Genomic DNA, 25,876 nt, shown 5'->3' with positions numbered 1-25,876 from the left:
ACTTTTCGTTATGATGCGGCAGCCATATCAGCTAGCGCGACGTTCTTTCTGATCAGTGCGCTCCACCGAAGTAGGCGCTTTGGACTTCCTCGTTCTTTGCCAGCATCTCGGAGTCGCCCTGGACGATGATCCTGCCCTGCGACAACACATAACCGTAATGGGCGATGGCGAGGGTTTGGTTGACGTTCTGCTCGACCAGGAGAACCGTCACTCCAGTTTCGTTGAGCCGGCGGACAATGTTGAAGTTCTCCTGCACGAATAGCGGAGACAGGCCCAGCGATGGCTCGTCGATGATCAGAAGCTTGGGATCCGTCATCATTCCGCGGCCGATCGACACCATCGCCTGCTCACCGCCGGACATGGTGCCGGCAAGCTGCTTGGCGCGCTCTTTCAGGCGCGGAAACACCTCATACACCTTGCCAAGGCGCGCTTTGACCGTCTTCTCCGCATTGACGAGATAGGCGCCGACCCGAAGATTTTCTTCGACGGTCATCTTCGCGAAGATCCGGCGCCCTTCGGGAATGCAGGCGATCCCGAGACCGACGATCTCGTGGGTCGCCATCTGATCGAGCGTCTTGCCTTCGAAAGCGATCGAGCCGGCGCGCGGCGGCGTCAGTCGCAGGATTGAGCGGATCAGCGTCGACTTGCCGGCACCATTGGAACCGAGGATACAGGTGATCTTGCCCGGCTGCACGTCGATGGAAATGCCGGACAGCACGTCGGCCCGATCATAGGCGGTGAAGATGTTCTCGACTGTGAGATGACCGCTCATGCTTGCCCCAGATAGGCTTCGCGGACCACAGGATCGGCCGCGACATCACGGAATTTGCCTTCGCAGATCTTCTTGCCGTAGTTCAGCACGACACAGCGATCGGTGACGCGTTCGATCAAGCCCATCTCGTGCTCAACAATGATGATCGTGAGCCCGCCGAGCGATTTGCGGATGCCGAGAATTTCATCCACCACCTGATCCGTCTCGTCATGGGTCATGCCGGCAGACGGTTCATCGAGCAGCACAAGCTTTGGCTTGCCGATCAATGCGCGGCAGATCTCAACCCTGCGCCGATCGATCATGCCGAGCGAGATCGCCGGATCGAACAGCTTGTCCGGCAGCGCGGGATTGAAGACATGCAGCAGCTCGCGGGCTTCATCCGCGATTTTCTGCGCTTCCGCGGCGAATGATTTCCGCTGCACGATATTGTGCCAAAGGCCATTGTTCAGCGTTCGCTGCGCACCCAGCGCAATATTGTCGAACACCGATAGCGACAGGCACAGGCGCGATCGCTGGAACGTGCGCGACAGGCCATAAGACGAGATGTTGTGAGCCTTCTCGCGGGTGATGTCGATGTCACCCAGCAAGATCTTGCCTGCACTTGCGGAATAGACGCCGCTGATCACATTGAGGAACGTGGTCTTACCGGAGCCGTTCGGCCCGATCAGTCCGAGCACTTCGCCATTGCGGACGTCAATGTTCAGCTCATTAAGTGCGAACAGGCCGCCGAAACGGACCGTCAAGCCGCGGCTCTCGAGCAGCACGTCGTTGGACAAGCTCGTCATGCGCTTGCCTCTGTATGCAGTTTCCGGACCCGGCGCGCCACGAGGCCGTCCGGACGCATGGTCAGAATCGCGATGACCAGGACGGCGTAGAAGATGAGCCGGTATTCCTGGATGAATTGAAGCTTCTCGGGCAGCAGGACGACGATCAGCGCCGCTGGCAGAACGCCCCAACGATTGCCGATGCCGCCCAGGATCACGATGGACACCATCACCAGCGAGTCGCCGAATGTGAAATTCGCCGGCGCGATGAACCCCGTCATTTTCGCATAGACGGCCCCCATCAGGCCGGCCAAAAAGTTGCCGATCGTGAATGCTAGCACTTTCCAGTAAGCTATCTTTAGTCCGAAAACGGATGCTGCGGTCTCATCGAGGCGCACCACATCGAACCAGACACCGACCCATGAGCGGTCCAGCAATCCGACAAAGATCATCGCCAGCGCTGTCAGAATACCGGTCAGGATCACGTAGTTCACATAGGACGACAGCACGAGGCCGAAGATATGGATGTCATTGGTGAAGTCCCAGCCAAACAGATTGATGCCGGGAAGCTTCAGGCCCTGCGGACCGCCAAAGAAGTCATTCGCATCGAGAAAGACATTAAACATCACGCCGAACGCCATGGTCGTCAGCGCGCCGTAGTGTCCGCGGGTGCGCAGCACCGGGAGGATGAGCAGCGAGCCGATGAAGACCGCGACCAAGCCGCCGCAGACCAAAACCAGCGCATCGGGCAGACCGCCCCGCTGTCCCAGCATCGCTGCGGTATATCCGCCGGTGCCGGCGAAAGCTGCGGCTGCAAAGTTGGTCAGGCCAGCATAGCCCATCTGCACAGTGAGGCCGAGGCAGATCGTCGCGTAGATCAGCACCGTCGCCAGCATCAGCAGGCCGAAATTGTCGTCGCGCAGCACGAAGATGACAGCGAGCGAGGCCACCATGATCAGGCCACGCAGCAGCCAGGGATTTTCCGAAGCGGCGACTTCCATCGCGGCGACGCCTCCGAACCGAGCGGCGCAGAAGCAGACCGCAGCCGTAATCGCCAATGCGGCACCGAGCAATTTCTGGTTTTCGATCAGGACCAGCGCCGTGAGCGCCACTGCGGCGAAGGCCACAGCGACAAACAGCGGCCACACCGCCCGCCGTGCAAGCGTCCGAGAGGTTGGCGTCATACCCGCTCGCTCCCGCGTTCGGCCAGAAGCCCGGTCGGCCGCCAGGTGATGAGGACGATGATCAGCACGAAAGCAAACACGTTCTTGTAGTCGCTCATCGACGGCATCGCGGCGACGACGAAAGTCTGCAGCCCCGCGAACAGATAGCCGCCGATAATCGCGCCCCAGATATTGCCGAGACCGCCCACGATCGCAGCCGTGAAGCCGATTACGGCCAACAGCAGGCCCATGCTGTAATTGATCTCGCTGTAATACAGCGCATAGATCATGCCGGCGAAGCCTGCGGTGATGGAGCCCAATGCAAAGGTCAGCGGGATGATGCGACCGAAATTGATCCCCATCACACGTGCCGTTTCGGTATCTTCGGCCACCGCCCGCATCGCAAGGCCGAATTTGGAGTGGTTGATAATCCAGTAAACGGCGCCGATCGAGGCGGCGCCGGCAATGATCAGAATGATAGCGTCCGTGCGGAAGAACGACGGACCGATATTGAAGCCTCCGGCCGGCAGCAATTCCGGAAAGCGCTGCGGATTGGTGCCATTCGGAAAGAACAGCCGGATGGCTTCACGGATGGCCGTACCGACCATCATCGTCATCAGCAGCATGTTGAGCGGCGGCGCATTGCGCAGCGGCATGATGAGAAAATGCGAGATGCCGGCACCGACCACCGCGGTTAGTGCCATTGCCACGCACAGCGCGACAATGAACTGCAGCGGCACCGACAGTCCCAGCGCGTTCGCCGCCCAGACGGCGACGAGGCCTCCGAAGGCGCCGAGCGTGAGCACGTCCCCGTGCGAGAACTTGATCACATTCATGACGCCGAAGAAGATGGTGAACCCCATGGCGACGAGGCCATAGATCGTTCCTTGCATCAAGCCGTTCAGCAGGTGTTGACCGATCATACCCATGGGATGTCCCGACGATCCGCGCTTACGGCAGGTTCTTGAGCTTGCGCTTGCCGGACACGTATTCGCTTTCTTCCCAGACCACCCACTTGCCGTCCTGGACGACATAACTCGTGGTCAGCGGCGTGATGTTCTGGCCATGGTCGTCGAAGGTGACCGGACCAACGATGGACGGACGGTCCTTCACATCGCCAAGGTCGGCGGTGACCTTGGCGCGATCCGGCCCGACCTTCTCGATGGTCTCCATGACCAGACGGGTGGCGACATAAGCGAACGGTCCATAAGCTTCCGGCGGTTCGGAATAACCGGCAGCCTTGTAGGCATCCGAGAACATCTTGCCGCCCGGCATCTTGGACAGCGGCGGGCTGTCGAAGAAGGTCAGCGTGCCTTCGGCGAGCTCCGGACCAGCGGCGTTAACGAACGCGTCGCCCATGATGCCGGAATTGCCCTCCAACTGCGCGTTGATGCCGAACTTGGCCATCTGCGTGCGGAGGCGCGCGCCGAGCGGCGTCAGGCCACCAAAATAGATGACCTCCGGATTGAGCTCCTTGATCTTGGTCAGCTCGGCCGACAGATCCTGCTGATCCGGCGGGACCGAGAAGCTGCCCAGGATTTCATTACCGTTCTCGAGCGTGAACTGGGTGAAGTACTTGTTCATCGACTTGCCGTAGTCGGTGGAGTCGGCGAAGGACACGAATTTCTTGTAGCCGCGTGCCTTCATGAACTGCGCGCCGATGCGGTTCTGGCCGATCAGGATGCCGCTGACGCGGTGCACTTCCGGATACTTCTTGGCATAGGTAATTTCGGGCAGCACGGCCGCCCACACGACCATCGGCATCTTGAAGCGATTGAAGATATCGACGGTGGCAATCGCAGTAGCGGAACAGTAATGCGGGATCGCGGCAATGATCGAACGATCGGACGCGATCTTGGTGACGACCTGCACGCCCACGTTGGGCTTGCATTCGTCGTCAAGCACGACGAGCTCGTACTCATATTTGGTGTTGGGCTCGGCATTCATCAGCTTCCCGGCCAGTTCGGCCGAGTTGCGTCCGCCAATACCGTGAGGCGAAATAGCGCCGGTCAGCGGACCCACGAAAGCAATCTTCACCTTGTCCTTGGCGAAGGCCGCGCTGAAGCTGCCAAAGGCCAGTGGCAACACGCTCGCAACGGCCAATGCGGCCAAACCACGCTTGCTAATCGTCCCCATCGCTGATCCTTCCAGGTTGATCCAGCCTGCAACGCTAGTGGTCCGCGAATACGGCAGATAGGATGCACGCGCGCTGTTGCTTGTAGAATTGCGTCATAACTACCGAATATCGACTGCCTGTTCTTGGTTGGCGCGCCGCGCCGCTGGTCGAGACGATTTTGCGTAGCAAACACAGTGATTTCCGCTGCGCTGCAAAATTCATCGCGAAGATTAAATCTTGGCCTGTCCATGCTTTTCAAACGAGCATTCGCGGCGACGTTCGTCGTCGCATTGCGGGCGCTAGAACACCACCGTCTTGCGTCCATTCAAAAGGACACGACGCTCGAGATGAAGCCGCACGGCACGCGCCAGCACTCGCGACTCGATGTCGCGCCCGACGGCGACAAGATCGTCCGAGGACGACGCGTGCGTCACCCGTTCGGTCTCCTGTTCGATGATCGGACCCTCGTCGAGATCCGGCGTCGCATAATGCGCGGTAGCGCCGATGATCTTGACACCCCTGTCGTGGGCCTGGTGATAGGGCCGCGCGCCCTTGAAGCTCGGCAGGAAGGAGTGGTGGATGTTGATGACGTGACCATAGAGCTTGCTCGACAGATCGTTCGACAGGATCTGCATGTAACGTGCAAGAATGACCAGATCGGCACCTTCCTTCAGATACAGCTCGTAGAGTTGCCGCTCCTGCTCCGGCTTGGTCTCGTTGCTGACGGGCCAGTGGTAATACGGGATCCCCGCCTTCTCGGCGATCGCTTCGCAGTCGCGGTGGTTTGACACGATCGCGACGACCTCGGCTTTCAGCCAGCCGACTTTAACCTGATACAGAAGCTGCTCGAGACAATGGTCCGACTTGGAGACCATGATGATCACTCGGGGACGCGACGCTGCATCGACCAGAACGGCGTTCATCTCGAATCGCGACAACACCGGATTGAGCACGGATTCCAGTGTCTTTCGACTGATCACATCCGGCGTCTCGAAAGCAATGCGCATGAACAGGCGGTTGGTCGTCCTGTCCCAGAATTGCGCGCTTTCCAGGATGTTGCTATCGACATCGGAAATCGCCGTCGTGACGGTCGACACGATGCGCGGGCGATCCTGGCAATAGAAGGTCAGGATCCAGTTCTTCTTCGTCATCTTGCTTGTCTCGGTGGTAGATCGATCGCGCGGCTGCGATCGCTATGGGGTGAAGCATGTTGGTGTGGCTGCCGCGCAGCGGGGTCCGCGGACGCCCACATCACGCGGTCCGACGATGCCTGTCGGCGCGGTATCGCGTCAGCTCTATGCCGACTTCTTCTAAGATCGCTGTGATTGGCGCCTGCGGCTTGTGGACGGTGACGCGCACGGCGCTGGCGCGCATATGGACATCGAGAATGCCGTCGGCGATGGCCGCCGCGGCCCGCTCCAACAGCACATGGCGCGAGGCCAGAAATGCCTCAGTCGCGGTGGCGACGACCGACGCATAGTCGATCGTCTGTCCGATGTCGTCCGAACTGGCCGCATCGGAGAGATCGACCTGCAGATCGATATCGATCACGAAGCGCTGCCCCAGTTGCGCCTCGTGATCCAGCAAGCCGTGGCGCGCGTGAACATTCAGCCCTTGGATGAATATCCCGTCCGCCTGCCCCTCTCCGACACGCTCCATCAAGCGGCCTGATCAGGACCGATAGATCGGGAACGACGCAACCAGCTCGGCAACGCGGCCACGTGCCATTGCCTCGACCTCCGGCGCTCCCTGGTCCGGCGCTCTGGAATTCGCATCCAGGACGGCGGCAATGAGCTTGCCTACTTCTTCGAATTCACCGACGCCAAAGCCGCGTGACGTCGCGGCCGGCGAGCCGAGCCGGATGCCCGAGGTGATGGTCGGCTTCTCCGGATCGAACGGGATACCGTTCTTGTTGCAGGTGATGTTTGCCCGCCCGAGCGCCGCTTCGGCGAGCTTGCCGTTCAGATTCTTCGGCCGGACATCGACCAGCATCAGGTGATTGTCGGTGCCACCGGTGACGATCGGATAGCCCGCACTTGAGAGAGTGCCTGCCAACGCGCGCGCATTGGCAACGACATCGGCCGCATATTGACGGAACGAGGGCTGCAGGGCCTCGCCGAACGACACCGCCTTGGCGGCGATGACATGCATCAGCGGCCCGCCCTGCAAGCCCGGGAAGATCGCCGAATTGATCTTCTTGGCGATGTCCTCGTCATTGGTCAGGATCAGGCCGCCGCGCGGGCCGCGCAACGTCTTGTGGGTGGTCGAGGTCACGACATGCGCATGCGGGAACGGCGACGGATGGGCACCGCCGGCGACGAGACCGGCGAAATGCGCCATGTCGACGAACAGATAGGCTCCGACCGCATCCGCGATACGGCGGAACGCAGCAAAATCCCAGAACCGCGAATAGGCCGAGCCGCCGGCCACGATCACCTTCGGCTTGTGCTCCACAGCCAACTTCTCGAGCTGCTCCATGTCGATGGTGCAGTCGTCGCGACGAACGCCATAGCTGACGACGTTGAACCACTTGCCCGACATGTTCGGCTTGGCGCCATGCGTGAGGTGACCGCCTGCGGCGAGATCCAGACCCATGAAGGTGTCGCCAGGTTTCATCAGCGCCATAAAGACGGCCTGATTGGCCTGGCTGCCGGAATTCGGCTGCACATTGGCATAGCTGCAGCCGAACAGCGTCTTGGCGCGCTCGATTGCAACCTCCTCGACTTCGTCGGCGAAGCGACAGCCGCCATAGTAGCGCCGGCCGGGATAGCCTTCGGCATATTTGTTGGTCAGCACCGAGCCCTGCGCCTGCAGCACTGCACGCGATACGATGTTCTCGGACGCGATCAGTTCGATCTCGTCACGCTGCCTGCCGAGTTCTCCGGCAAGCGACGACGAGATGGTTAGGTCTGCTTGGGCGAGATCGGTCGTGAAGAATGCCTCGCGTTCGGCTTGGGTCATGGTCTTCCCTCAACATTCTGCCAGATTGACAGCGAGACCTCCCAGTGAGGTCTCCTTGTATTTCGATTGCATGTCGCGCCCGGTCTCGCGCATCGTCGCGATCACCTTGTCGAGCGGCACCACATGGGTGCCGTCGCCCTGCAACGCGAGCGACGCCGCATTGATCGCCTTCACGGCACCAAAGGCGTTGCGCTCGATGCATGGCACCTGCACCAGCCCGCCGATCGGATCGCAGGTCATGCCGAGGTGATGCTCCATGCCGATCTCGGCAGCGTTCTCGATCTGCTCATTGGTACCGCCGAGCACGGCCGCAAGCCCCGCCGCCGCCATCGAACAGGCCGAGCCGACCTCGCCCTGGCAGCCGACCTCCGCGCCCGAAATCGACGCATTCATTTTGAACAGCGCGCCGATGGCGGCGGCAGTCAACAGGAACACGCGCATGTTTTCAGGTGACGCCTCGCGGCAATGGTCGCGGAAATAGCGAAGCGTGGCCGGGATGATGCCGGCCGCGCCATTGGTCGGTGCCGTCACCACCTTGCTGCCCGCCGCATTCTCCTCGTTGACCGCGATCGCATACAGGCTGACCCAATCCATCACCTCATGCTGGGCGCGGCTGTTCGAGCTTGCAGCGGCGACAAGGCGCCGATGCAGTGAGGGCGCGCGGCGCTTGACGTTCAGCCCGCCCGGCAGCTGCCCCTCTTTGGTCATGCCGCGATCGATGCAGTCCATCATCACCTGGATAATGCGATCGAGCCGCTGCTCGATCTTGTCCGGCGGGAGCGACGACATCTCGTTGGCCATGACAATCTGCGCAATCGACAGACCGGTTTTCGCACCGATCTCGAGCAGCTGCTTGCCCGACCTGAAAGGATGCGGGACGGGAACGTCCTCGACAATACCGACGACGCCGACCTGTGCTTCCGGAACGACAAAGCCGCCGCCGACGGAGCACCAGCGCTCACCATGAAGGACATGACCGGCCGCATCGAAGGCGGAAAGTGCCAGCGTATTCGGATGGTTTGGCGGCTCGGTCACGCCGTCGAAGATGATGTCATTGGCGAAATCGAACGGAACGTTGCGCCGCTCGGCAATCCGCAGCGTGCCCGCCGCGCGGGCGCCATCGACCAGCGTCTCCGCCTCTTCCGGATCGATCGTTTCCGGAAACTTGCCGGCAAGACCGAGAACGACCGCCTTGTCGGTGCCATGACCGCGACCGGTCCAGGCCAGCGAGCCGAACAGCTCGACCTTCACGCGCGCGACATCCTTCAGCAGACCGCGCTCCGCAAGCTGGCTGGCAAACAGCGCCGCAGCCTTCATCGGTCCCATCGTATGCGATGACGATGGCCCGATGCCTATCTTGAAGAGATCGAACGTTCCAATCATCGCGCGGTCTCCAGGGCGCAGCCGGGCTGCTAGGACAGGCTTCGCGCTTCGTCGAGGAACTGCCAAACATAGGGCGCAAACGAACGCCATACATCCACATGGAACACGTGCTCTTCAGAACGTGACAGCAGAAGTGATGCCTTGCCCAGCACCGTGCGCGTGCACATCCCGACCGGGAACGCCTTGAGGGACAGATCCAGCGGGCAGCCATGGTTCAGCACCAGCGCCGCCGTTGGACCCGCAACCGCGATGCCATCCGAACGATGGCTAACATCCACCAGCGAGCAGGCCTGTGCTTGCAGCGCTGCCGACATCCCGCCAAATACCTCGATCGGATTCTCGTTCACCGCCTGGAACAGCCATTCGTCCGGCCCCAACCAATAGACCGACCGGCCGCCGACAGCCACGAAGCGGCAGGCCTCAAGGCTCGGTTTGACGCCAAAATGCGCCCCGGCAGCCTCGATCGCCTCGGTCTTGCCGCGAAACACCAGCTTCGCCGCATCGGGAAGAATCGAGAGCGTCGTGGCGAACGCAGCAGTGGTGCCGGATGACTGCATTGGGGACAACGCGTTCGAACGCATGATCGCAGGACTAAGCATTCAAACGTTCCCCCTTCGGATCGAACAATATCGAGTCGACGACTTTCACCTTGATCACGCCATCCGGCATCGGGATCGAGAGCTCCTCACCCATCCGCGAGCGACCGCCGCGAACGAGTGCCAGCGCGATCGAACGGTTCAGCGTCGCGCTCCAGTAGGAGGAGGTGACATGACCGATCATCGGCACCGGAATGGGATGCGCGGGATCGAGCACGATCTGGGCGCCCTCTTCGAGGACCACCTTGGGGTCCGTCGTCAGCAACCCGACCAGTTGCTTGCGGTCTTCCCTGACCAGCGCCGGCCGCGATAGCGAGCGCTTGCCGACGAAATCCCGCTTCGCCTTGCCGACAGCCCAGCCGAGGCCGGCGTCATCGGGCGTCACCGTGCCGTCAGTTTCCTGACCGACAATGATGTAGCCCTTCTCCGCGCGCAGCACGTGCATGGTCTCGGTACCGTAGGGCGTGATCCCGTAGGGCTTGCCCGCCGCAAAAATCGCTTCCCAGACCGCCCGGCCATAGCCGGCGGGAACGTTGACCTCGAAGCCCAGTTCGCCGGTGAACGACACGCGGAACAGCCGCGTCGGCACGCCGCAGATACGTCCTTCGCGGACGCTCATATGCGGCATGGCATCGGCCGACAGATCGATACCCTCGACCAGCGGCTCCAGCACCTTGCGCGCATTCGGTCCCTGCAAGGCAATGACTGACCACTGCTCGGTAGTCGAGGTGAGCCACACTTCGAGGTCCGGCCATTCGGTCTGAAGATAGTCCTCCATCATGGACAGCACGCGGGCCGCGCCGCCGGTCGTCGTCGTGACATGGAATCGATCCGTTGCCATGCGGCCGACGACGCCGTCATCCATGATGAAGCCGTCTTCGCGCAGCATCACGCCATAGCGCAGCCGGCCGGGCTCCAGCTTGGTCCAGGCATTGGTGTACATGCGATTCATGAATTCGGCAGCGTCCTTGCCGACGATCTCGATCTTGCCGAGCGTTGAGGCATCGAAGATGCCGACCGACTCGCGCGTCGCCCTGCATTCGCGCGCGACGGCGGCATGCATGTCCTCGCCCACCTGCGGGAAATACCAGGCGCGCTTCCAGACACCGACATCCTCGAACTGTGCGCCCTGCGCTTCAGCCCATGGATGAATGCTGGTCTTGCGTACGGGATCGAACAGATCACCACGCGATTGGCCGGCAAAGGATCCGAAAGTCGTCGGCGTATAAGGCGGCCGGAACGTGGTCAGGCCGACCTTCGGCACAGCGACGTCGATCTGCTTCGAGACGACGCCGAGGGCGTTCATGTTGGACAGCTTGCCCTGGTCGGTGGCCATGCCGGTGGTCGTATAGCGCTTGACGTGCTCGATCGATCGGAACCCTTCGCGGGTCGCGAGCCGGACATCCTTGGCCGTCACGTCGTTCTGGAAATCGACCCAGGCCCGCTTTTCCGCCTGATGATCGGTCATCACGGAGCCGATGAACGCATCGGCACCCACCGACTGCGCGGAGACCGCATAGCTGCGCTCGCCGTGCGGGGGGAAGCCGGCCTTGGCCGCAGCGTCCCGACCACCCTTGGCGCCGCTTTCGATGACGCTTTCGAGCGCGAACAGTCCCTTGCACGCCCCGACCGACCGCTCACGCTCGACAGACTCGCCAGGCACATAGGCCCGCAGCTCTTCGCTGTAGCTGAGCTTGCCGCGGCTCTGCGAGAACAGATGCACCGACGGCGTGAACCCGCCGGACATCAGGATAAGATCGCAAGCCACGGTCTCGGCATCGCCGCCCTGCGCGTTGGAGATCTGCGCCGACTTTACCCGCAGCCAGCCCGACGTGCCGCGAACGATGCTGTCGGAGCGGACCTTGATGCCTTCGGCGCGTGCCTTGTCGACCCAATGGCTCGATACGCTTTTGCGCAGATCCACGATCACCTGGATCTTGGCACCGGCTGCCTTGAGGTCCAGCGCCGCGCGATAGGCGCTGTCGCAGACGGTGAACACGACCACCTGCTTGCCCGGCACCACGCCGTACCGATTCACATAGGTCCGGGCAGCACCGGCCAGCATGATGCCCGGCCGGTCATTATCGGTGAAGACGAGCGGCCGCTCGATCGCGCCAGCCGCCAGCACGACTTCCTTGGCCCTGACCTGCCAGAGCCGCTCACGCGGCTGGTTCGCCGCGGGATTGCTGAGATGATCGGTGACGCGCTCGTTGAGACCGACGAAATTGTGCGGGTACCAGCCAAACGCCGTCGTGCGCGACATCAGCTTCACATTGGGGCGCTTGCGCAATTCATCGAGCGCCGCGCGCGCCCAGTCGGCGGCCTGCATACCGTCGATCGATGCCGAACGATCGGACAGTAGCGAGCCGCCCATCTCTGCCTGCTCGTCGCACAGGATCACGGTGGCATCGCTGTTGCTGGCTTCGAGCGCTGCGGCAAGACCCGCAGGTCCGGCGCCGACGATCAGCACGTCGCAATGCGCAAACACCTGCGTATAGCGATCGGCATCCGGCTCAGCCGGCGCCTTGCCGAGACCGGCCATCCGACGGATCACCGGCTCATAGAGCTTCTTCCAAGCCGTGCGCGGCCACATGAAGGTCTTGTAGTAGAAACCAGCCGGCAGGAAGGCCGAGAAATATTCGTTGAGGAAGCCGGCATCGGTCTCGAGCGACGGCCAGCGATTCTGGCTTTCAGCCACCAGCCCGTCATAGATCTCGACCTGGGTCGCGAGCAGGTTCGGTGTATAGCGCGACTGGGTCGCGCCGACACCGACCAGCGCATTCGGCTCTTCCGAGCCGGCGGAGACGAAGCCGCGCGGTCGGTGATACTTGAACGAGCGGCCGACCAGATGCACGCCATTGGCGATCAACGCGGAGGCCAGCGTGTCGCCGGCCAGACCCTGATACGACTTTCCGTCGAACGTGAAATGAACTGCGTTGCGACTTTCAGCGCCGTCGCCGCGCCGCACGCGATACGTATCCGTCATGGCTTGGCACCCTGATGTTCGGCTTCGGGGCGCTCGCCCATGCGATAGGTGCGCTTGATGACGTCCGTGGTCGTGTCGCGGCTGGCATTGAAGAAACGGCCACAGCCATTGGCGTGCCGCCAACGCTCGTGATGCAACCCCTTGGTGTTGTCACGCATATAGAGATAGGCGGCCCACTCGTCGTCAGTGAGGCTCATCGGGTCGGCCGGGCGGGCGATATGCGCCTGCCCGCCATTGGCAAATTCGGCCTCCGGGCGCGGCCCGCAATAGGGGCAATTGATCAAGAGCATCTCGTTTTCCCCGCTATCAATGCGCCACGGCGGCCGCAGCCGCTTCGTCGATCACGGCACCATCGCGGAATCGCTCGATGGTGAACGGCGCATTGATCTTGTTCGGCTCGTCCTTGGCGATCGTGCTGGCGAACACCTCGCCCGATCCCGGCGTCGCCTTGAAGCCACCGGTGCCCCAGCCGCAATTGACGTACAGTCCGGATACCGGTGTCTTCGCCACGATCGGCGAGCGATCCGGCGTGACATCGACGATGCCACCCCAGTTGCGCAGCATGCGCAGGCGCCGGAACGCCGGCACCAGTTCGCAGATCGCATCCAGCGTATGATTGACGATGTGCAGGCCACCGCGCTGCGTATAGGACGTGTAGACGTCCGTTCCCGCACCGATTACCATCTCGCCTTTGTCCGACTGCGAGATATAGGCGTGGATCGTGTTCGACATCACCACGCAGGGGAAGATCGGCTTGACCGGCTCGCTGACCAGCGCCTGCAGCGGGAAGCTTTCCAGCGGCAGACGTACGCCGGCCATGTTCATCACCGTGCTGGTATTACCGGCCGCGACGACGCCGATGCGCTTTGCATTGATGCTGCCGCGCGTCGTATCGACGCCGACCACCTCGCCGGTCGGCGCGCGGCGGATGCCGGTGACTTCGCAATTCTCGATAATATCCACTCCGAGCGCGTCAGCAGCGCGGGCATAGCCCCAAGCCACAGCGTCGTGGCGCGCCGTGCCGCCGCGACGCTGCAGCGCGCCGCCGAGGATCGGATAGCGCATGGACCCACCGACATTCAGCGGCGGACAGAATTCTTTGCATTCCGCCGGCGACAGCCATTCATTGTCGATGCCGTTGAGACGGTTGGCATGAACGTGTCGCTTGAAACTCTGCACATCGTGAATGTTGTGCGCCAACATCAAGACGCCGCGTGGTGAATACATGACATTGTAGTTCAGTTCCTGCGACAGCCCTTCCCACAGTTTGAGGGCGTGCTCGTAGATCCCGGCGCTTTCGTCGAACAGATAGTTCGAACGAATGATCGTGGTGTTCCGGCCGGTATTGCCACCGCCGATCCAGCCCTTTTCGAGGACGGCAATGTTTTTGACGCCGTAGCGGCTGGCCAGATAGTAGGCCGTTGCAAGCCCGTGGCCGCCACCACCGACGATGATGACGTCATAGCTCGGCTTCGGTTCAGGCGAACGCCACTGTCGCTGCCAGCCGGCATGACCGGTCAGCCCTGCCCGTAGTAATGAAAGCGCTGAAAATTTCTGCATGGCTGTCCACGTTGTGATTGGATGGAGCCTACAACTCGCTGCCGCTTCGCTGCCAGCATCAGCCCGCCAATCATGTTGGATCAGAGCGACATCGGAACGCCGCAGGTTTGCAAAGCCCCGACACGAAACACGTAGATTTGCGACAAGCCGCCCGGCTTCGCTCGCCAGGGTCTCGAATTCGCGACGTATCCATGCGACACGGATCGCTGCCATGTAGACAGGACGGCATGCCCCGGGCGCACGCAGTCCCGCCCTCGACGATCAAGGACACGCAGGATGAGCATCGAACGCAGCGACGAGATTCTTCAGTATCTCAAAGACAAGTCGATCGTGGTGGAGACGTTCGAACACCCGCCCGTGCATACGGTGGAAGAGTCGCGTGCGCTACGCGGCGACATTCCCGGCATTCACACCAAGAACCTGTTCCTCCGCGACGGCAAGAAACGGTTCTTCCTGTTCGTCACCGACGAAGCCGCGACCGTTCACCTGAAGTCGCTGGCAAAGACGATCGGCGCCAAGGGCGGGCTGTCATTTGGAAGCGCGGAAGCCCTGAAGGAATTGCTTGGGATCGAACCGGGATCGGTCTCGATTCTGGCGCTCTATAACGATGCCAATCAGGCGGTCACTCCCGTCATCGATGCGCGCTTGCGGTCGGCGGAGCGCATCAATTGCCACCCCGTCATCAACAGCCGCACGACATCGCTGTCGGTCGGTGCACTCGACGCATTTCTTGCTGCGATCGGCCGCGAAGCGCAGTTCGCGACGCCAGAAGAGCCGCCGTCCGCCGGCTGACCCTCCTGCGCCGCACCGGCCGACCTGATCTAGCCGCAACAATCTGGGGCTTCTCGGTTCCCAGCCGACGCCCCGAACGTCGCGCACCAGGCGAGACGCTTCGCCGCCCTTGCGCGCGCGGCAATGTATTTTTAGGATCAGTCCGTCGCAAATGCCTGCCCCGGCGCGCTGGAGGTATGTAATGATGCGACATGGGTCCGTTTTGGAGCATCGTCTCGCGGCGATCACCCGGATTGCCATTCGACCATATGGTGAATGCGAAGGCAGGGGTGATGCAACCAAAGGTCCGTCCGCTGCGCGTTGGCTTCATTCTGACCAAGAATTTCACGCTGACTGCGTTGGCCAGCTTCGTGGACGTGCTGCGTCTCGCCGCCGACGAAGGCGACAACAGTCGGCCGATCCGCTGCCAGTGGCACATCATGGCCGACACCGACGAGCCGATCCGTTCGAGTTGCGGTCTGCTGATGTATCCGAATTCCCGGTTCCTCGATCCGCGCGAGCTCGATTATGTCGTCGTCGTGGGTGGCCTGCTGCATCAGGGCCCGCAGATCGATGACAAGATCAAGCGCTATCTGCTGGAGGCTGCGAACACCAAGGTCGATCTGATCGGCGTCTGCACCGGCAGTTTCGTGCTGTGGCGTCTAGGCCTTCTCAACCAGAAAAAGTGCTGCATCAGCTGGTACCACTATCGCGATTTCCTGGAGGAATTCGGCGAGACACTCCCGGTGGCCGACCAGCTCTTCGTCATCGACGGCAACCGCATCACCTGTTCGGGCGGCATGGGCGTTGCCTACCTCGCCGCCCATATCGTGGAACAACGCATGGGCCTGTCGAGCGCGCAGAAGGCGCTCCACATCATGCTGATCGATCGCATGAAACCCGGATCCTCGGCTCAATCGGCGCCGCCGACCGAATTTGCCGAGACCGACGGACGGATCTCGCGCGCGCTGCTAATGATGGAGCAGAACCTATCAGCGCCGCTGTCTGTCGCGCGACTGGCCGGCAAGGTCAGTCTGAGCACGCGGCAACTGGAGCGTCTTTTCAAAGAGGAAACCGGACAGTCGCCGCAGGCGACATATCTGCGGCTGCGCCTGAAACATGCACGGTGGATGTTGAAGACCGACCTATCGCTGGCCGCAATCGCCGCCGAAACCGGCTTCGTCGACGGTTCGCATCTCAGCAAGGCGTTCAAGGCCGCCTTCAATACCAACCCGTCCGAGGAACGCCGCAGAATAATCGGTCAATCCCACGGGCAAGATGCCGGCGAAGGTCGGCGTATATTCAGTCCGGCTTAGGCGGCACTTGTTATGGTCATACACTCCGACGACCTGATCATTCGCCCGGCTGAGCCGGCAGACCGGGCAGACATCTGGTCGGTCATCGAGCCGACCATCCGTGCAGGCACGACCTACGCCCTGGACCCCCTGATGACGAAGGACGATGCTTTGTCCTACTGGCACGGTCCGGATAAACGAACCTTCGTTGCCGTGCGCCAAGGTCAGATCGTGGGATCTTATTATGTGCGCGCCAACCAGGACGGTGGTGGCAGCCACGTGGCCAATTGCGGCTACATGACGCTGGCGAGCGCGCAAGGCGGCGGTGTGGCGCGCAATATGTGCCTACACTCGCTCGACTATGCCAGAAGCTCCGGATTTCGCGCGATGCAATTCAACTGTGTCGTGAGCAGCAATGTGCGTGCGGTGAGACTCTGGACTACGCTTGGTTTTGAGATCGTCGGACGGCTGCCTGAGGCTTTTCGGCTTCCGACTGACGAATATGTTGATGCGCTCGTGATGTTTCGTAAGCTTGACGCTCAATAACGGCATCGCGAGGCGCGGTGTGCGCCGCTCCATAATTTTTGCTGATCTGATCCGGTATCCTCACGGCTGAGCACTCGGTATCACCATGGCCGAACACCATGACGGCATCATCGGCGGCGGCGGGCCCGCGCGGGCCTGATGGAGGCGAGCGGGCGCTGGCTTTGCCGGGGGTTCGACCAACGCTCTTCAATCTCGACAAGCTTCAAGGCGTGGAGACGCTTTGCCTCGACTGTATCTCGGGTACCGAGGCTAAGCCGCCCTTCGCGTTTGCCGAACAAACTCGCGGAGATCGTCCGGCACGCCTCGCCGGAAACAATAGTCGCCGCTGTCGGGTGCTTCCAAGAACAAGACATGGGTAGAGCCATGTGTACCACCCGCGTGTACAAAACGGGCGGCAAAAGGCTATTGCTTTCAAAGGTCTATCGATCTGGCTGGCGGAGAGGGGGGGATTCGAACCCCCGATGGGCTTGCACCCATGCCGCATTTCGAGTGCGGTACAATCAACCACTCTGCCACCTCTCCAAGGCGCCAAGACCCACGGTCGCCCGTGGGTGGTTGCGCGGAGTTCTAGGCGAGGATGGCGGGCCAGACAAGACGGGCAGAGCGGAAAATCCGCACCCAATTGCCCGCAGAGCCGCAAAAGCTGGCTCTGGCTGGCGCGTAGACTAGGAAGCCAGCCTTTTCGTTGCAGATTCGCAGCGGCAACGCACGCTATGGTTGGACGCGCGGCATGACGAGCCATGGCGGCGCCAGGATGATTCGCCGACGGATGCATGCACTCGGCCATTGGCCGAGGCGGCACCGGGACGCTCAACGGTCCTGCTCAATCCTTGTCTTTCTTCGCTTTCTTGTCGTCCTTCTCTTTCTTGCGGTTGGTGAAGCGAGCATTGCCCAGCCCCGTTCCGATCGTCAGCACGCCCCAGCGTTCGAAGTCCTGCATGAAAGGGACTTCACTGAGGCCTTGGACAACGCCGTCATTGTGCATGAGCACCGCAGTATCGTGATCCCCGATTGTGGGAATGCCTTCGGCGAGCAAGGCTGGCAGGTTGAACTTGCTGCTTTCCCAATTACCCGGAAGATTCTGCGCTCCCTTCGCGATGGTGCCGTCTTCGTTGATCACCCCCGGGCACGAGATGCCGATGAACGGCGCCAGCTTGAGGCCTTCATTGTCGGCGGCGGAGATCAGATCCTTCAGCATCTTCACCAGCCGCTTGACGGCGCCTTCACGCGTCGGCTCATCATCGGCATGTTTCCAGAGATCGGACTTCCACACCGCGGCCTTGGAGAGATCCTTCGATTTCTTCCATGCGGTTTCGACCACGCCACAACGGATGTTGGAGCCGCCGATGTCGACCGCAAGAATGCTGTCGTAACCTTCGAAAATCCATGACGGCGCCAGATGCAGGCAACCGATCAGGCCGGCTTCATCTGGATGAAAACGGATCGGCACCAACGTAACTTTGAGATCCTCGGCCTTGAGAATGATGTCCGTACGCGCAATGACGAGTTCCCCGACACGGCTCTGGCGGAAACCGCCGCCGACCACGATGCATTCCGTATCTGCCCAGGCCTTCGTCTTGAAGAAGCGCTGCGTGACATAAGCCAGCTCCCTCGCGAATTCTTCGATCGCACCATGGACGAGCGCAGCCGCGGCCACATCGTCGCCAAGCAGGATTTCGTCGAGGCTGGATTTACTGATCTCGTTGGCAGCCTTTTTGCCGAGCGGATCGTCGCCGTTTTTCTTCAATGGCTTTCTGAGATCATCCAGTATGCGCTGAAAAGCGCCCTTGCTGGCGCGGTCACCGAGAAAGCCGTTGTCGTCCTTCAGCTCGATGTTGAACGTATCCACGTCAACGGATGGCAGCCGCTTGGCACCGTGATTGCCGATGCCGACGGTCGTCATTGTGTCTTCAGCCATATTGCCCCTGCCAGACTAGAACCGCATGACAATGCTCCGGGAGCCGGTTTGTTTCATCGCCCCGCCGGGATGATCGTACCGCTCACCTTTTGCGTCGGTCGCGCGAGCCGGTTTCAATGATACCGGTAGAACATCCTTAACTAACCAACAGGGCAGCAACCCAAGCCACTACCTTTCTGCGATCGACCTAACAGTAAATTTATCAGCTCAGGTAATTATCTCTGCATTCATACGGGTGCGTATTCATGCTGAAGTCATTCCTCGGGCTATCATTCCTTGGGCTAACCGATCGTTTTCGCCGCGACCGGCGCGGCAATGTCGCGATCATATTCGCGATCACATGCATCCCCCTTATTTCCATGGTTGGCGCCGCGGTCGACTATACGCGTGCACTACAGATCAGATCTCAACTGCAAGCCGCCCTTGATACTGCGAGCGTCGGCTCCATCGTGCAGAAGTCTGCTGCATTCATTACCGCAGGTTCGATGGCGGCGGACGGCGCCGTCCCCGGGGGCGACGTCGACGCAATCAATATTTTCAAGGGCAACACGTCCGGCCGGACCGGCTTCACGCTGACCAGCACGACAGCGACCGTCAATCGCGCCAACGGCGTCGTGACGGCCACTATGCAATTCTCGGCGGATGTGCCGACCAGTCTTACATCCGTCATGGGCTTTTCCAAAATGACCGTTACCGGCAGTTCTGTCGCGACGGCGACGATGCCGAATTACATCGATTTCTATCTGCTGCTCGACAATTCGCCATCCATGGGCGTCGGCGCAACACCGGCCGACGTGGCTCTGATGGTCAAGAATACGTCGGACAGCTGCGCCTTTGCCTGCCACGACCTCAACAACAGCAACAACTACTACAAACTCGCCAAGACACTTGGCGTGATCACGCGCATCGACGTGCTGCGTACAGCCACCCAGAAGTTGATGGATACCGCGGCCAGTACGCAGACCTATTCCAACCAGTTCCGCATGGCGATCTACGACTTCGGCGCGGCCGCCTCGACGTCCGGTTTGAGAGCCCTGTTCACATTGTCGTCCAGCCTCTCAAGTGCGAAGACGGCGGCCGGAAACATCGACTTGATGACGGTGAACGGCCAGAACGACAACAACGATCAGGACACCGGCTACAGCGCTATATTCCCGGCGATCAACACCGCCATCAGCGCCCCCGGAGCCGGTACAGCCGGTGCACCGCTCAAATACCTCTTCTTCGTATCCGATGGCGTGGCTGACGAATACAATCCCGGCAACTGCCTGAAACCGACGACTGGTGGACGATGCCAGTCGCCGATCAATCCGGCGCTTTGCACCACGTTGAAGAACCGCGGCATCAAAATTGCCGTGCTCTACACGACCTACCTCGCACTTCCGACCAATGCCTGGTACAATAGCTGGATCGCACCATTCAACGCTGGTCCTTACGGACCTTCGCCCAACAGCCAGATCGCCAGCAATATGCAGAGCTGTGCTTCGCCGGGCTTCTATTTTGAGGTCAGCCCAACCCAGGGCATCTCGGACGCGATGACAGCGCTGTTTCAGCGTGCCGTCGCCGATGCGCGCGTGAGCCGTTAGCTCGCGCAACAACCAGGCAAGTCGGTCTCAGCTCCGCGACATCGATTGCGCGATCCATCTTCAAGATCATGTACGACACCGCAGTCGTGGCGAATTCTCATTCGCTCGCGCTCTCCTTCAGGCTATCCAGTAGCAATTGCGCCGGCCGGCTGAGGCCCTTGTCGCGCACCGCCACGATGAATTGCCGTTTCGCCCAATCATTACTGAGCGGAATGACTTTCAGCCCCAGCGTTTGCTGGATGGTGGAGGCTTCTTCCTGCGGAATGATGGCGACGGCCAGTTGCGCCGCGACGATGCGATAGGCGGCATCCACGGTGGAAACCTGAATGCGGTAGCGCATCTGCTTGCCGGCCGCAGCCGCGACGCTTCGCTGCATGGTTTGCATGATGCTCCGCGCGACGATATCGACATGCTCGAAGTCGATCGTATCCTCGAACGACACTGACGTGCGTTTCGCAAGCGGATGATCGGGGTGCACCACCACCGCGAGATGATCGCGGTGATAGGGAAACGTCTTGAGGCCGCGCAGGTCAACCGCATCCCAGCAGACGCCGATATCGGCGCGCCCTTCCTCGACGCCGCGCACGACTTCCCAGATCTCGCGCTCTTCCAGACTGACGCGCACGTCGCGATAGCGCTTGGCGAACAGGCTGATGTCTTCCGGCAGCACCTGCGCAACCGCCGACTTCGAGGCGAACACCCGCACATGGCCCTGCACACCATCGGCGAAAGCGCCGAGTTCGGCCTGCATCCGGTCGAGCAGTTGCAGCGACTCGCGTGCGTAACGACACAGCGCTTCACCGGCCGCCGTCACCGTGACACCGCGTCGGCCGCGCTCAAGCAACTGGACGCCAGCTTCTTGCTCCATCTGACTGATACGCTTGCTCACCGCTGAGGGCACGATGGCCTCGCGCTTTGCGGCATTGGCGATATTGCGCTCCTCGCAGACAGCGATGAACAGGCGGAGTGAAATTGGATCGAAGCTTTGCATGGGACGTCCGGGATGGTACCAGCCATCTTATCTTGGAACTTCTTAGATGAAAAATGACCATTTCAGAGATGGCTAAGAGAGGCGTATGCCTCTCCGCAAGCCCGTCTCACCCCAGCCGCAGGAGCGCCTCATGCGCATCGTCGACATCCGGGAGCGTACCGCCCCGATTGCCTCCCCTATCGCTAACGCCTTCATCGACTTCAGCAAAATGACCCTGAGCCTGGTCGCTGTGGTTACCGACGTGATCCGCGACGGCAAGCCGGTGATTGGCTACGGCTTCAACTCCAACGGCCGTTACGGCCAGGGCGGCCTGATCCGCGAGCGCTTCGCGCCGCGCATCCTGGAAGCCAAGCCCGACAGCCTGATCGACGCCTCGGGCAACAATATCGACCCGCACAAGGTGTGGGCCACCATGTTTACCAACGAGAAGCCGGGCGGCCACGGCGAGCGCTCGGTCGCGATCGGCACCATCGACATGGCGGTGTGGGATGCGGTCGCCAAGATCGCGGGCAAGCCACTGTTCCGTTTGCTCGCCGAACGCTATGGCGCCACCGCTGACCCGAAGGTCTTCGTCTATGCCGCGGGCGGTTACTATTATCCCGGCAAGGGTCTCGAAGGCCTCGCCTCGGAAATGAAGGGCTATCTCGATCGCGGCTACAATGTCGTGAAGATGAAGATCGGCGGCGCGCCGCTGGCCGATGACTGCAAGCGCATCGAGCATGTGCTGAAACTGCTTCCAGCAGGGGCTAAACTCGCTGTCGACGCCAATGGCCGCTTCGATCTCGACACGGCCGTCGCCTACGCCAAGGCACTGCGCGAATACGACCTGTTCTGGTACGAGGAAGCCGGCGATCCGCTCGATTACGAGCTGCAGGCAAAGCTCGCCGAGCATTATCCCGGCCCAATGGCGACCGGCGAAAACCTGTTCTCGATGCAGGATGCGCGCAACCTGATCCGCTATGGCGGCATGCGCTCGGACCGCGACTGGCTGCAATTCGACTGCGCGCTGTCTTACGGCCTCGTCGAATATCTCCGCACGCTCGAAATGCTGAAGAGCTACGGCTGGTCCTGGCGCCGCTGCATCCCCCATGGCGGCCACCAGATGTCGCTCAACATCGCGGCCGGCCTCGGCCTCGGCGGCAACGAGTCCTATCCGGACCTGTTCCAGCCCTATGGCGGGTTCCCGGATGGCGTGAAGGTGATTGATGGCCACATCACCATGCCGGAACTCCCGGGCATCGGCTTCGAGGGCAAGTCCGACCTGATCAAGGAAATGCTCAGCCTGGCGTCGTGAGGGCGACCGAGAGGCTAAGCCTCTGATTTGGAGAACAAAACTCCGTCATGGCCGGACCTGACCCGGCCATCAACCTTTCCGCCATTCCGTCCGAAGATGGATGCCCAGGTCATCTAGCGAAGTTCGCTTCGCGCTGCCCGGGCATGACGACTAAAGGCAGGCGCCCGAAAAACGGGGCGGCAGGTTAAATGGTACGCTCCATCGCAAGCACCGACTCATCCGCCAAGACTCTGTTTTTGGCTCGCTTTTCGCCCGTCTTTCCTTGACTCTCCGCCTTCACCCTCTATAAAGCACGCTTCGGCGCAAGCTTTGCTTGGCGCCGATTGTTTTTGCGTGGGGTCGCAACGTCGACCAAAAACGCAAAGATGCGCGACTTCCTGGAAGTCGCGGTGAACCCTTATCGACTGAACAAGAAGCCGTCCCGGATCTGATCCGAGGATGGGATCGAACACGAAGGAATATAACGATGTTCGCAGTCATCAAAACCGGCGGCCGGCAATACCGCGTCGTTCCGGATGATGTGCTCGAGATTGGCAAGATCGCCGGCGATGTCGGAACGATCGTGCAGCTTGGTGAAGTTCTCGTGCTGGGCGGTGATACGCCTGTGCTTGGCCTGCCTTTGGTGGCTGGTGCGTCGGTTGCGGCCGAAGTGCTCGACCACAAGCGCGGTCCCAAGGTCATCTCTTTCAAGAAGCGCCGCCGCAAGAATTCGAAGCGCAAGCGTGGCTACCGTGACGAACTCACGATGATCCGCATCACCGAGATCCTGGCCGACGGCAAGGCGCCGACGATCGGACCTCGTCCGAAGCGTGAGAAGCCGGTCGTGACCGCTCCGGTCGATGGCGACGAAGCTCCTGCCAAGAAGGCGCCGGCGAAGAAGGCCGCTGCTCCGAAGGCAGCCGCCGCCAAGCCTGCTGCAGCCAAGAAGCCGGCTGCGAAGAAAAAGCCCGCCGCGGAATAAGCCGCTGCGAAAAGTTGAGAATCTGTGAGACAATTCCTTCAAGGAATTGATCTAGAACTTATCGAGATCGGAGACGGGCTATGGCTCATAAAAAAGCAGGCGGTTCATCGCGCAACGGCCGCGATTCGGCTGGCAAGCGCCTCGGCGTGAAGGCGTTCGGCGGCGAACGCGTGATTCCCGGCAACATCATTGCGCGTCAGCGCGGCACGACCTGGCACCCCGGCCTTAATGTCGGCATGGGCACAGACCATACCCTGTTCGCCAAAGTCGAAGGCCACGTGGAGTTTCGCGCCAAATCGAACGGCCGCACTTTCGTATCGGTACTCCCGATTACTGAAGCCGCGGCCGAATAAACGGTGGACACATTGGAGTCCGCCGGGTCCTGTTGAACCGGCGGAGCGCCAAAATTGGGCTCCAGGGGAGGCGGGAAACCGGCCTCCCCTTTTCGTTTGGTGCGTCGCTTCGGGGCGCACACAGGAGCCCGAGATGTTGCAGGATATTCCGACCCCGACGTTGAGAGAAACCAGAGGCTGCGTCCTCGAGACCGAACGGCTGGCCTTGCGCAAGCCGACACTCGCGGACGTAAAAGCCATCGCGCTTCTCGCCAATGATCGCCGCATCGCCGAGATGACGCGTCGCCTGCCCTTCCCGTATCAGCAGGATCACGCAGTCGATTTCGTCAATTCGCTGAGCGGCACGGCAAGCGACAGCGTGTTCCTGATCGAACTCGATCGTCGTCCCATCGGCATGGTCGGAATCGACTGGCGCGAAGCCGAATCGCCGGAGCTCGGCTACTGGCTCGGCGTCGATCACTGGGGCCAGGGTTTTGCGACCGAGGCCGCACGTGCCGCGATCGATTACGCATTCGACGAATTCGATATCGATCACCTGATCTCGGGCGCGCGCGTCGCCAATCCGTCGTCGCGCAACATCCTGGAGAAGTGCGGCTTCCAGTGGAGTGGCGTTCAACTCCACCGCTTCGAAGCGATCGGCTCGTCAACACCGGTCGACTGCTTCAAGCTGACAAGAGGCGTGTGGAGTTCGCTGAAGAACTGGGGAACGTCGACGCGACGGTGAACGACTCTTACTTCCCCTCTCCCCTTGCGGGAGAGGGTGCCTGAGCGAAGCGAAGGGGAGAGGGGACAGGCTCTCGTTCCATGGCTCTCCCTCTCCCGTCTCGAACCCGCTTCGCGTGTTCGATCCACCCTCTCCCACGGCGCGCAGCTTCGCTGCGCTGGGGGAGAGGGAAAAGAAGTTCACACCGCTGGCGGTACTTCGTCGGCGATCTTTCCGAGCTGCTGCTCGCGCAGGAAGATATAGAGCCCTGCTGCGATGATGACCGCCGCACCGATCAGCGTGGCCCACGACGGCAATTCGCCGAACACGAGATAGCCGAAGATCACCGCCCAGATGATCATCGAATACTGATACGGCACCACAGTGCTCGCCGGCGCCAGCTTCAGCGAGCGATTGACGCAGAGCAGCGCGCAGACCGAGACAACGCCCGCCAGAAAGAACAGGCCGAGATCGCGCAGATCGGGCGTCACCCATGCGAACGCCGTGAATACGGCGCCGAAAGTAAACGTGCCGATAAACTGGGTCGTCGCGAGCACGACGTCCGGCGCGGAACGCAACGAGCGGGTGATGAGCATCAGCGCGGCGAAGGACAGGCTGCCGCCGAGCGCGATCAGCGCCGGCCATGTCACCGTCTGCGCCGACGGCTGCAGCGCGATCAGTACACCGCAGAAGCCGACGAAGATCGCGCTCCAGCGCCGCCAGCCGACAGATTCGCGGAGAAAGATCGCGGAGCCCGCGGTGACGAAGATCGGACAGGCCAAATAATAGGTGATGACATCCGCCAGCGGCAGATAGGCCGCCGCCCAGAAGAACGCCGCGACTTCCAGCGTCGACAGCACCACGCGAATGAGCTGCAGACCCGGCCGGTCGAGTTGCAGGAAGTCCGCACGATGCCGCCAGATCGACGGCGCCAGCAGCGCCAGCGCCGCGCAGGCCCGCAGCAGCATCAATTGCCCGACCGAATAGGTGCCGACGAGGAATTTGCCGATCGCATCGCCGCAGGAGAACATGCTGATGCCCAGGAGCATCAGGCCGATACCGGCCAGCCGGGCGGCACGATTGTCGGCTGCGGTCGAAATGGTCGCAAACATGCCTATATGAGCCTTTAGGTAAGCTTCTGGGTGCGGCTTGGTTAA

Annotated in this window: 25 protein-coding genes and 1 tRNA gene; 8 read left to right on the top strand and 18 right to left on the bottom strand. The window is 61.3% G+C overall.

The features are described 5' to 3' along the window. Nucleotides 1–52: 52 nt before the first annotated feature. The 13 genes from AB7828_RS22560 to AB7828_RS22500 form a co-directional block, all read right to left on the bottom strand. Nucleotides 53–772: an ABC transporter ATP-binding protein gene (locus tag AB7828_RS22560; RefSeq protein WP_315840111.1), complete on the bottom strand. Its 720-nt coding sequence runs from the start codon at nt 770–772 to the stop codon at nt 53–55. Further along, entirely contained in the window at nt 769–1,557 is a 789-nt protein-coding gene (locus tag AB7828_RS22555; RefSeq protein ID WP_439065547.1) for an ABC transporter ATP-binding protein, read from the bottom strand. Before AB7828_RS22555 ends, AB7828_RS22560 begins: the two co-directional genes overlap by 4 nt. After that, the gene (locus AB7828_RS22550) at nt 1,554–2,720 is read right to left on the bottom strand and encodes a branched-chain amino acid ABC transporter permease (RefSeq protein ID WP_441231198.1); all 1,167 of its coding nucleotides are present in this window, start codon (nt 2,718–2,720) and stop codon (nt 1,554–1,556) included. The genes AB7828_RS22555 and AB7828_RS22550 overlap by 4 nt, the downstream gene beginning before the upstream one ends. Beyond that, complete coding sequence (locus AB7828_RS22545) at nt 2,717–3,628, bottom strand: branched-chain amino acid ABC transporter permease (protein WP_068737795.1); 912 nt, start codon at nt 3,626–3,628, stop codon at nt 2,717–2,719. Before AB7828_RS22545 ends, AB7828_RS22550 begins: the two co-directional genes overlap by 4 nt. 22 nt (nt 3,629–3,650) lie before the next feature. Continuing rightward, the gene (locus tag AB7828_RS22540) at nt 3,651–4,835 is read right to left on the bottom strand and encodes a branched-chain amino acid ABC transporter substrate-binding protein (protein WP_441231197.1); all 1,185 of its coding nucleotides are present in this window, start codon (nt 4,833–4,835) and stop codon (nt 3,651–3,653) included. 279 nt (nt 4,836–5,114) lie between these two features. Beyond that, nucleotides 5,115–5,966, bottom strand: coding sequence for a formyltetrahydrofolate deformylase (gene purU, locus AB7828_RS22535; protein ID WP_441231196.1), 852 nt, complete (start codon nt 5,964–5,966; stop codon nt 5,115–5,117). Between the two features lie 100 nt (nt 5,967–6,066). Further along, entirely contained in the window at nt 6,067–6,474 is a 408-nt protein-coding gene (gene folB / locus AB7828_RS22530) for a dihydroneopterin aldolase (protein WP_441232297.1), read from the bottom strand. A gap of 12 nt (nt 6,475–6,486) precedes the next feature. Continuing rightward, entirely contained in the window at nt 6,487–7,776 is a 1,290-nt protein-coding gene (gene glyA, locus AB7828_RS22525; RefSeq protein ID WP_441231195.1) for a serine hydroxymethyltransferase, read from the bottom strand. A 9-nt stretch (nt 7,777–7,785) separates the two neighbouring features. Further along, nucleotides 7,786–9,159: an L-serine ammonia-lyase gene (locus tag AB7828_RS22520; protein WP_441231194.1), complete on the bottom strand. Its 1,374-nt coding sequence runs from the start codon at nt 9,157–9,159 to the stop codon at nt 7,786–7,788. Nucleotides 9,160–9,188: 29 nt separating this feature from the next. Further along, nucleotides 9,189–9,758, bottom strand: a complete 570-nt coding sequence (locus AB7828_RS22515; protein WP_441231193.1) for a sarcosine oxidase subunit gamma — start codon at nt 9,756–9,758, stop codon at nt 9,189–9,191. Continuing rightward, complete coding sequence (locus AB7828_RS22510) at nt 9,751–12,741, bottom strand: sarcosine oxidase subunit alpha (RefSeq protein WP_441231192.1); 2,991 nt, start codon at nt 12,739–12,741, stop codon at nt 9,751–9,753. The genes AB7828_RS22515 and AB7828_RS22510 overlap by 8 nt, the downstream gene beginning before the upstream one ends. Further along, on the bottom strand, nt 12,738–13,031 hold the full coding sequence (locus AB7828_RS22505) for a sarcosine oxidase subunit delta (protein WP_068737808.1): 294 nt from the start codon (nt 13,029–13,031) through the stop codon (nt 12,738–12,740). Before AB7828_RS22505 ends, AB7828_RS22510 begins: the two co-directional genes overlap by 4 nt. A 16-nt stretch (nt 13,032–13,047) precedes the next feature. Then, entirely contained in the window at nt 13,048–14,301 is a 1,254-nt protein-coding gene (locus AB7828_RS22500) for a sarcosine oxidase subunit beta family protein (RefSeq protein ID WP_441231191.1), read from the bottom strand. A 276-nt stretch (nt 14,302–14,577) separates the two neighbouring features. Here AB7828_RS22500 and AB7828_RS22495 point away from each other — a divergent pair, with 276 nt between their 5' ends. From AB7828_RS22495 to AB7828_RS22485, 3 genes are all read left to right on the top strand, one after another. Then, on the top strand, nt 14,578–15,093 hold the full coding sequence (locus tag AB7828_RS22495) for a prolyl-tRNA synthetase associated domain-containing protein (protein WP_175369494.1): 516 nt from the start codon (nt 14,578–14,580) through the stop codon (nt 15,091–15,093). Between the two features lie 272 nt (nt 15,094–15,365). Next, nucleotides 15,366–16,388, top strand: coding sequence for a GlxA family transcriptional regulator (locus tag AB7828_RS22490; protein ID WP_320446267.1), 1,023 nt, complete (start codon nt 15,366–15,368; stop codon nt 16,386–16,388). 33 nt (nt 16,389–16,421) lie between these two features. Next, complete coding sequence (locus tag AB7828_RS22485) at nt 16,422–16,913, top strand: GNAT family N-acetyltransferase (protein ID WP_175369627.1); 492 nt, start codon at nt 16,422–16,424, stop codon at nt 16,911–16,913. A 107-nt stretch (nt 16,914–17,020) separates the two neighbouring features. Here AB7828_RS22485 and AB7828_RS22480 read toward each other — a convergent pair whose 3' ends face one another. The 3 genes from AB7828_RS22480 to AB7828_RS22470 all read right to left on the bottom strand — a co-directional run bounded on the left by AB7828_RS22480 (nt 17,021) and on the right by AB7828_RS22470 (nt 18,831). Then, complete coding sequence (locus AB7828_RS22480; RefSeq protein WP_420882366.1) at nt 17,021–17,266, bottom strand: DUF6538 domain-containing protein; 246 nt, start codon at nt 17,264–17,266, stop codon at nt 17,021–17,023. A gap of 79 nt (nt 17,267–17,345) precedes the next feature. Then, nucleotides 17,346–17,435: transfer RNA gene (locus AB7828_RS22475), tRNA-Ser, on the bottom strand. 301 nt (nt 17,436–17,736) lie between these two features. Continuing rightward, nucleotides 17,737–18,831 (bottom strand): ROK family protein, encoded by a 1,095-nt coding sequence (locus AB7828_RS22470; protein WP_120287815.1) that lies wholly within the window; start codon nt 18,829–18,831, stop codon nt 17,737–17,739. 245 nt (nt 18,832–19,076) lie between these two features. Between AB7828_RS22470 and AB7828_RS22465 the strand changes: the two genes are divergently transcribed. Next, nucleotides 19,077–20,417 carry a TadE/TadG family type IV pilus assembly protein gene (locus AB7828_RS22465; protein ID WP_231078508.1) on the top strand — a complete coding sequence of 447 codons (1,341 nt, stop codon included), beginning with the start codon at nt 19,077–19,079 and terminating at the stop codon, nt 20,415–20,417. A 97-nt stretch (nt 20,418–20,514) separates the two neighbouring features. On the opposite strand, the gene AB7828_RS22460 is transcribed toward AB7828_RS22465, so the two are convergent. After that, complete coding sequence (locus tag AB7828_RS22460) at nt 20,515–21,408, bottom strand: LysR family transcriptional regulator (protein WP_441231190.1); 894 nt, start codon at nt 21,406–21,408, stop codon at nt 20,515–20,517. 130 nt (nt 21,409–21,538) lie between these two features. Here AB7828_RS22460 and AB7828_RS22455 point away from each other — a divergent pair, with 130 nt between their 5' ends. From AB7828_RS22455 to AB7828_RS22440, 4 genes are all read left to right on the top strand, one after another. Continuing rightward, on the top strand, nt 21,539–22,702 hold the full coding sequence (locus tag AB7828_RS22455; protein WP_441231189.1) for a mandelate racemase/muconate lactonizing enzyme family protein: 1,164 nt from the start codon (nt 21,539–21,541) through the stop codon (nt 22,700–22,702). Nucleotides 22,703–23,168: 466 nt separating this feature from the next. After that, on the top strand, nt 23,169–23,663 hold the full coding sequence (rplU, locus tag AB7828_RS22450; RefSeq protein ID WP_089266555.1) for a 50S ribosomal protein L21: 495 nt from the start codon (nt 23,169–23,171) through the stop codon (nt 23,661–23,663). Nucleotides 23,664–23,743: 80 nt separating this feature from the next. Then, nucleotides 23,744–24,016 carry a 50S ribosomal protein L27 gene (gene rpmA, locus AB7828_RS22445; protein WP_068737821.1) on the top strand — a complete coding sequence of 91 codons (273 nt, stop codon included), beginning with the start codon at nt 23,744–23,746 and terminating at the stop codon, nt 24,014–24,016. Between the two features lie 133 nt (nt 24,017–24,149). After that, a complete protein-coding gene (locus AB7828_RS22440; RefSeq protein ID WP_089266554.1) occupies nt 24,150–24,740 on the top strand; it encodes a GNAT family N-acetyltransferase in 591 nt (196 codons plus the stop codon). A 179-nt stretch (nt 24,741–24,919) separates the two neighbouring features. On the opposite strand, the gene AB7828_RS22435 is transcribed toward AB7828_RS22440, so the two are convergent. Then, entirely contained in the window at nt 24,920–25,837 is a 918-nt protein-coding gene (locus AB7828_RS22435; protein ID WP_441232296.1) for a DMT family transporter, read from the bottom strand. Nucleotides 25,838–25,876 lie beyond the last annotated feature (39 nt).

This window comes from Tardiphaga sp. 215_C5_N2_1 (assembly GCF_052076055.1).
In the GTDB taxonomy this organism is placed as follows: domain Bacteria; phylum Pseudomonadota; class Alphaproteobacteria; order Rhizobiales; family Xanthobacteraceae; genus Tardiphaga; species Tardiphaga robiniae.
The sequence above is the reverse complement of the archived record's forward strand: the minus strand, read 5'-3'. Positions and strand labels throughout refer to the sequence as shown.

Coding starts and splice junctions, on each gene's coding strand:
- AB7828_RS22560 (WP_315840111.1), bottom strand. CDS start 772: ATGAGCGGTCATCTCACAGTCGAGAACATCTTCACCGCCTATGATCGG.
- AB7828_RS22555 (WP_439065547.1), bottom strand. CDS start 1,557: ATGACGAGCTTGTCCAACGACGTGCTGCTCGAGAGCCGCGGCTTGACG.
- AB7828_RS22550 (WP_441231198.1), bottom strand. CDS start 2,720: ATGACGCCAACCTCTCGGACGCTTGCACGGCGGGCGGTGTGGCCGCTG.
- AB7828_RS22545 (WP_068737795.1), bottom strand. CDS start 3,628: ATGGGTATGATCGGTCAACACCTGCTGAACGGCTTGATGCAAGGAACG.
- AB7828_RS22540 (WP_441231197.1), bottom strand. CDS start 4,835: ATGGGGACGATTAGCAAGCGTGGTTTGGCCGCATTGGCCGTTGCGAGC.
- purU (WP_441231196.1), bottom strand. CDS start 5,966: ATGACGAAGAAGAACTGGATCCTGACCTTCTATTGCCAGGATCGCCCG.
- folB (WP_441232297.1), bottom strand. CDS start 6,474: ATGGAGCGTGTCGGAGAGGGGCAGGCGGACGGGATATTCATCCAAGGG.
- glyA (WP_441231195.1), bottom strand. CDS start 7,776: ATGACCCAAGCCGAACGCGAGGCATTCTTCACGACCGATCTCGCCCAA.
- AB7828_RS22520 (WP_441231194.1), bottom strand. CDS start 9,159: ATGATTGGAACGTTCGATCTCTTCAAGATAGGCATCGGGCCATCGTCA.
- AB7828_RS22515 (WP_441231193.1), bottom strand. CDS start 9,758: ATGCTTAGTCCTGCGATCATGCGTTCGAACGCGTTGTCCCCAATGCAG.
- AB7828_RS22510 (WP_441231192.1), bottom strand. CDS start 12,741: ATGACGGATACGTATCGCGTGCGGCGCGGCGACGGCGCTGAAAGTCGC.
- AB7828_RS22505 (WP_068737808.1), bottom strand. CDS start 13,031: ATGCTCTTGATCAATTGCCCCTATTGCGGGCCGCGCCCGGAGGCCGAA.
- AB7828_RS22500 (WP_441231191.1), bottom strand. CDS start 14,301: ATGCAGAAATTTTCAGCGCTTTCATTACTACGGGCAGGGCTGACCGGT.
- AB7828_RS22495 (WP_175369494.1), top strand. CDS start 14,578: ATGAGCATCGAACGCAGCGACGAGATTCTTCAGTATCTCAAAGACAAG.
- AB7828_RS22490 (WP_320446267.1), top strand. CDS start 15,366: ATGCAACCAAAGGTCCGTCCGCTGCGCGTTGGCTTCATTCTGACCAAG.
- AB7828_RS22480 (WP_420882366.1), bottom strand. CDS start 17,266: ATGTCTTGTTCTTGGAAGCACCCGACAGCGGCGACTATTGTTTCCGGC.
- AB7828_RS22470 (WP_120287815.1), bottom strand. CDS start 18,831: ATGGCTGAAGACACAATGACGACCGTCGGCATCGGCAATCACGGTGCC.
- AB7828_RS22465 (WP_231078508.1), top strand. CDS start 19,077: ATGCTGAAGTCATTCCTCGGGCTATCATTCCTTGGGCTAACCGATCGT.
- AB7828_RS22460 (WP_441231190.1), bottom strand. CDS start 21,408: ATGCAAAGCTTCGATCCAATTTCACTCCGCCTGTTCATCGCTGTCTGC.
- AB7828_RS22455 (WP_441231189.1), top strand. CDS start 21,539: ATGCGCATCGTCGACATCCGGGAGCGTACCGCCCCGATTGCCTCCCCT.
- rplU (WP_089266555.1), top strand. CDS start 23,169: ATGTTCGCAGTCATCAAAACCGGCGGCCGGCAATACCGCGTCGTTCCG.
- rpmA (WP_068737821.1), top strand. CDS start 23,744: ATGGCTCATAAAAAAGCAGGCGGTTCATCGCGCAACGGCCGCGATTCG.
- AB7828_RS22440 (WP_089266554.1), top strand. CDS start 24,150: ATGTTGCAGGATATTCCGACCCCGACGTTGAGAGAAACCAGAGGCTGC.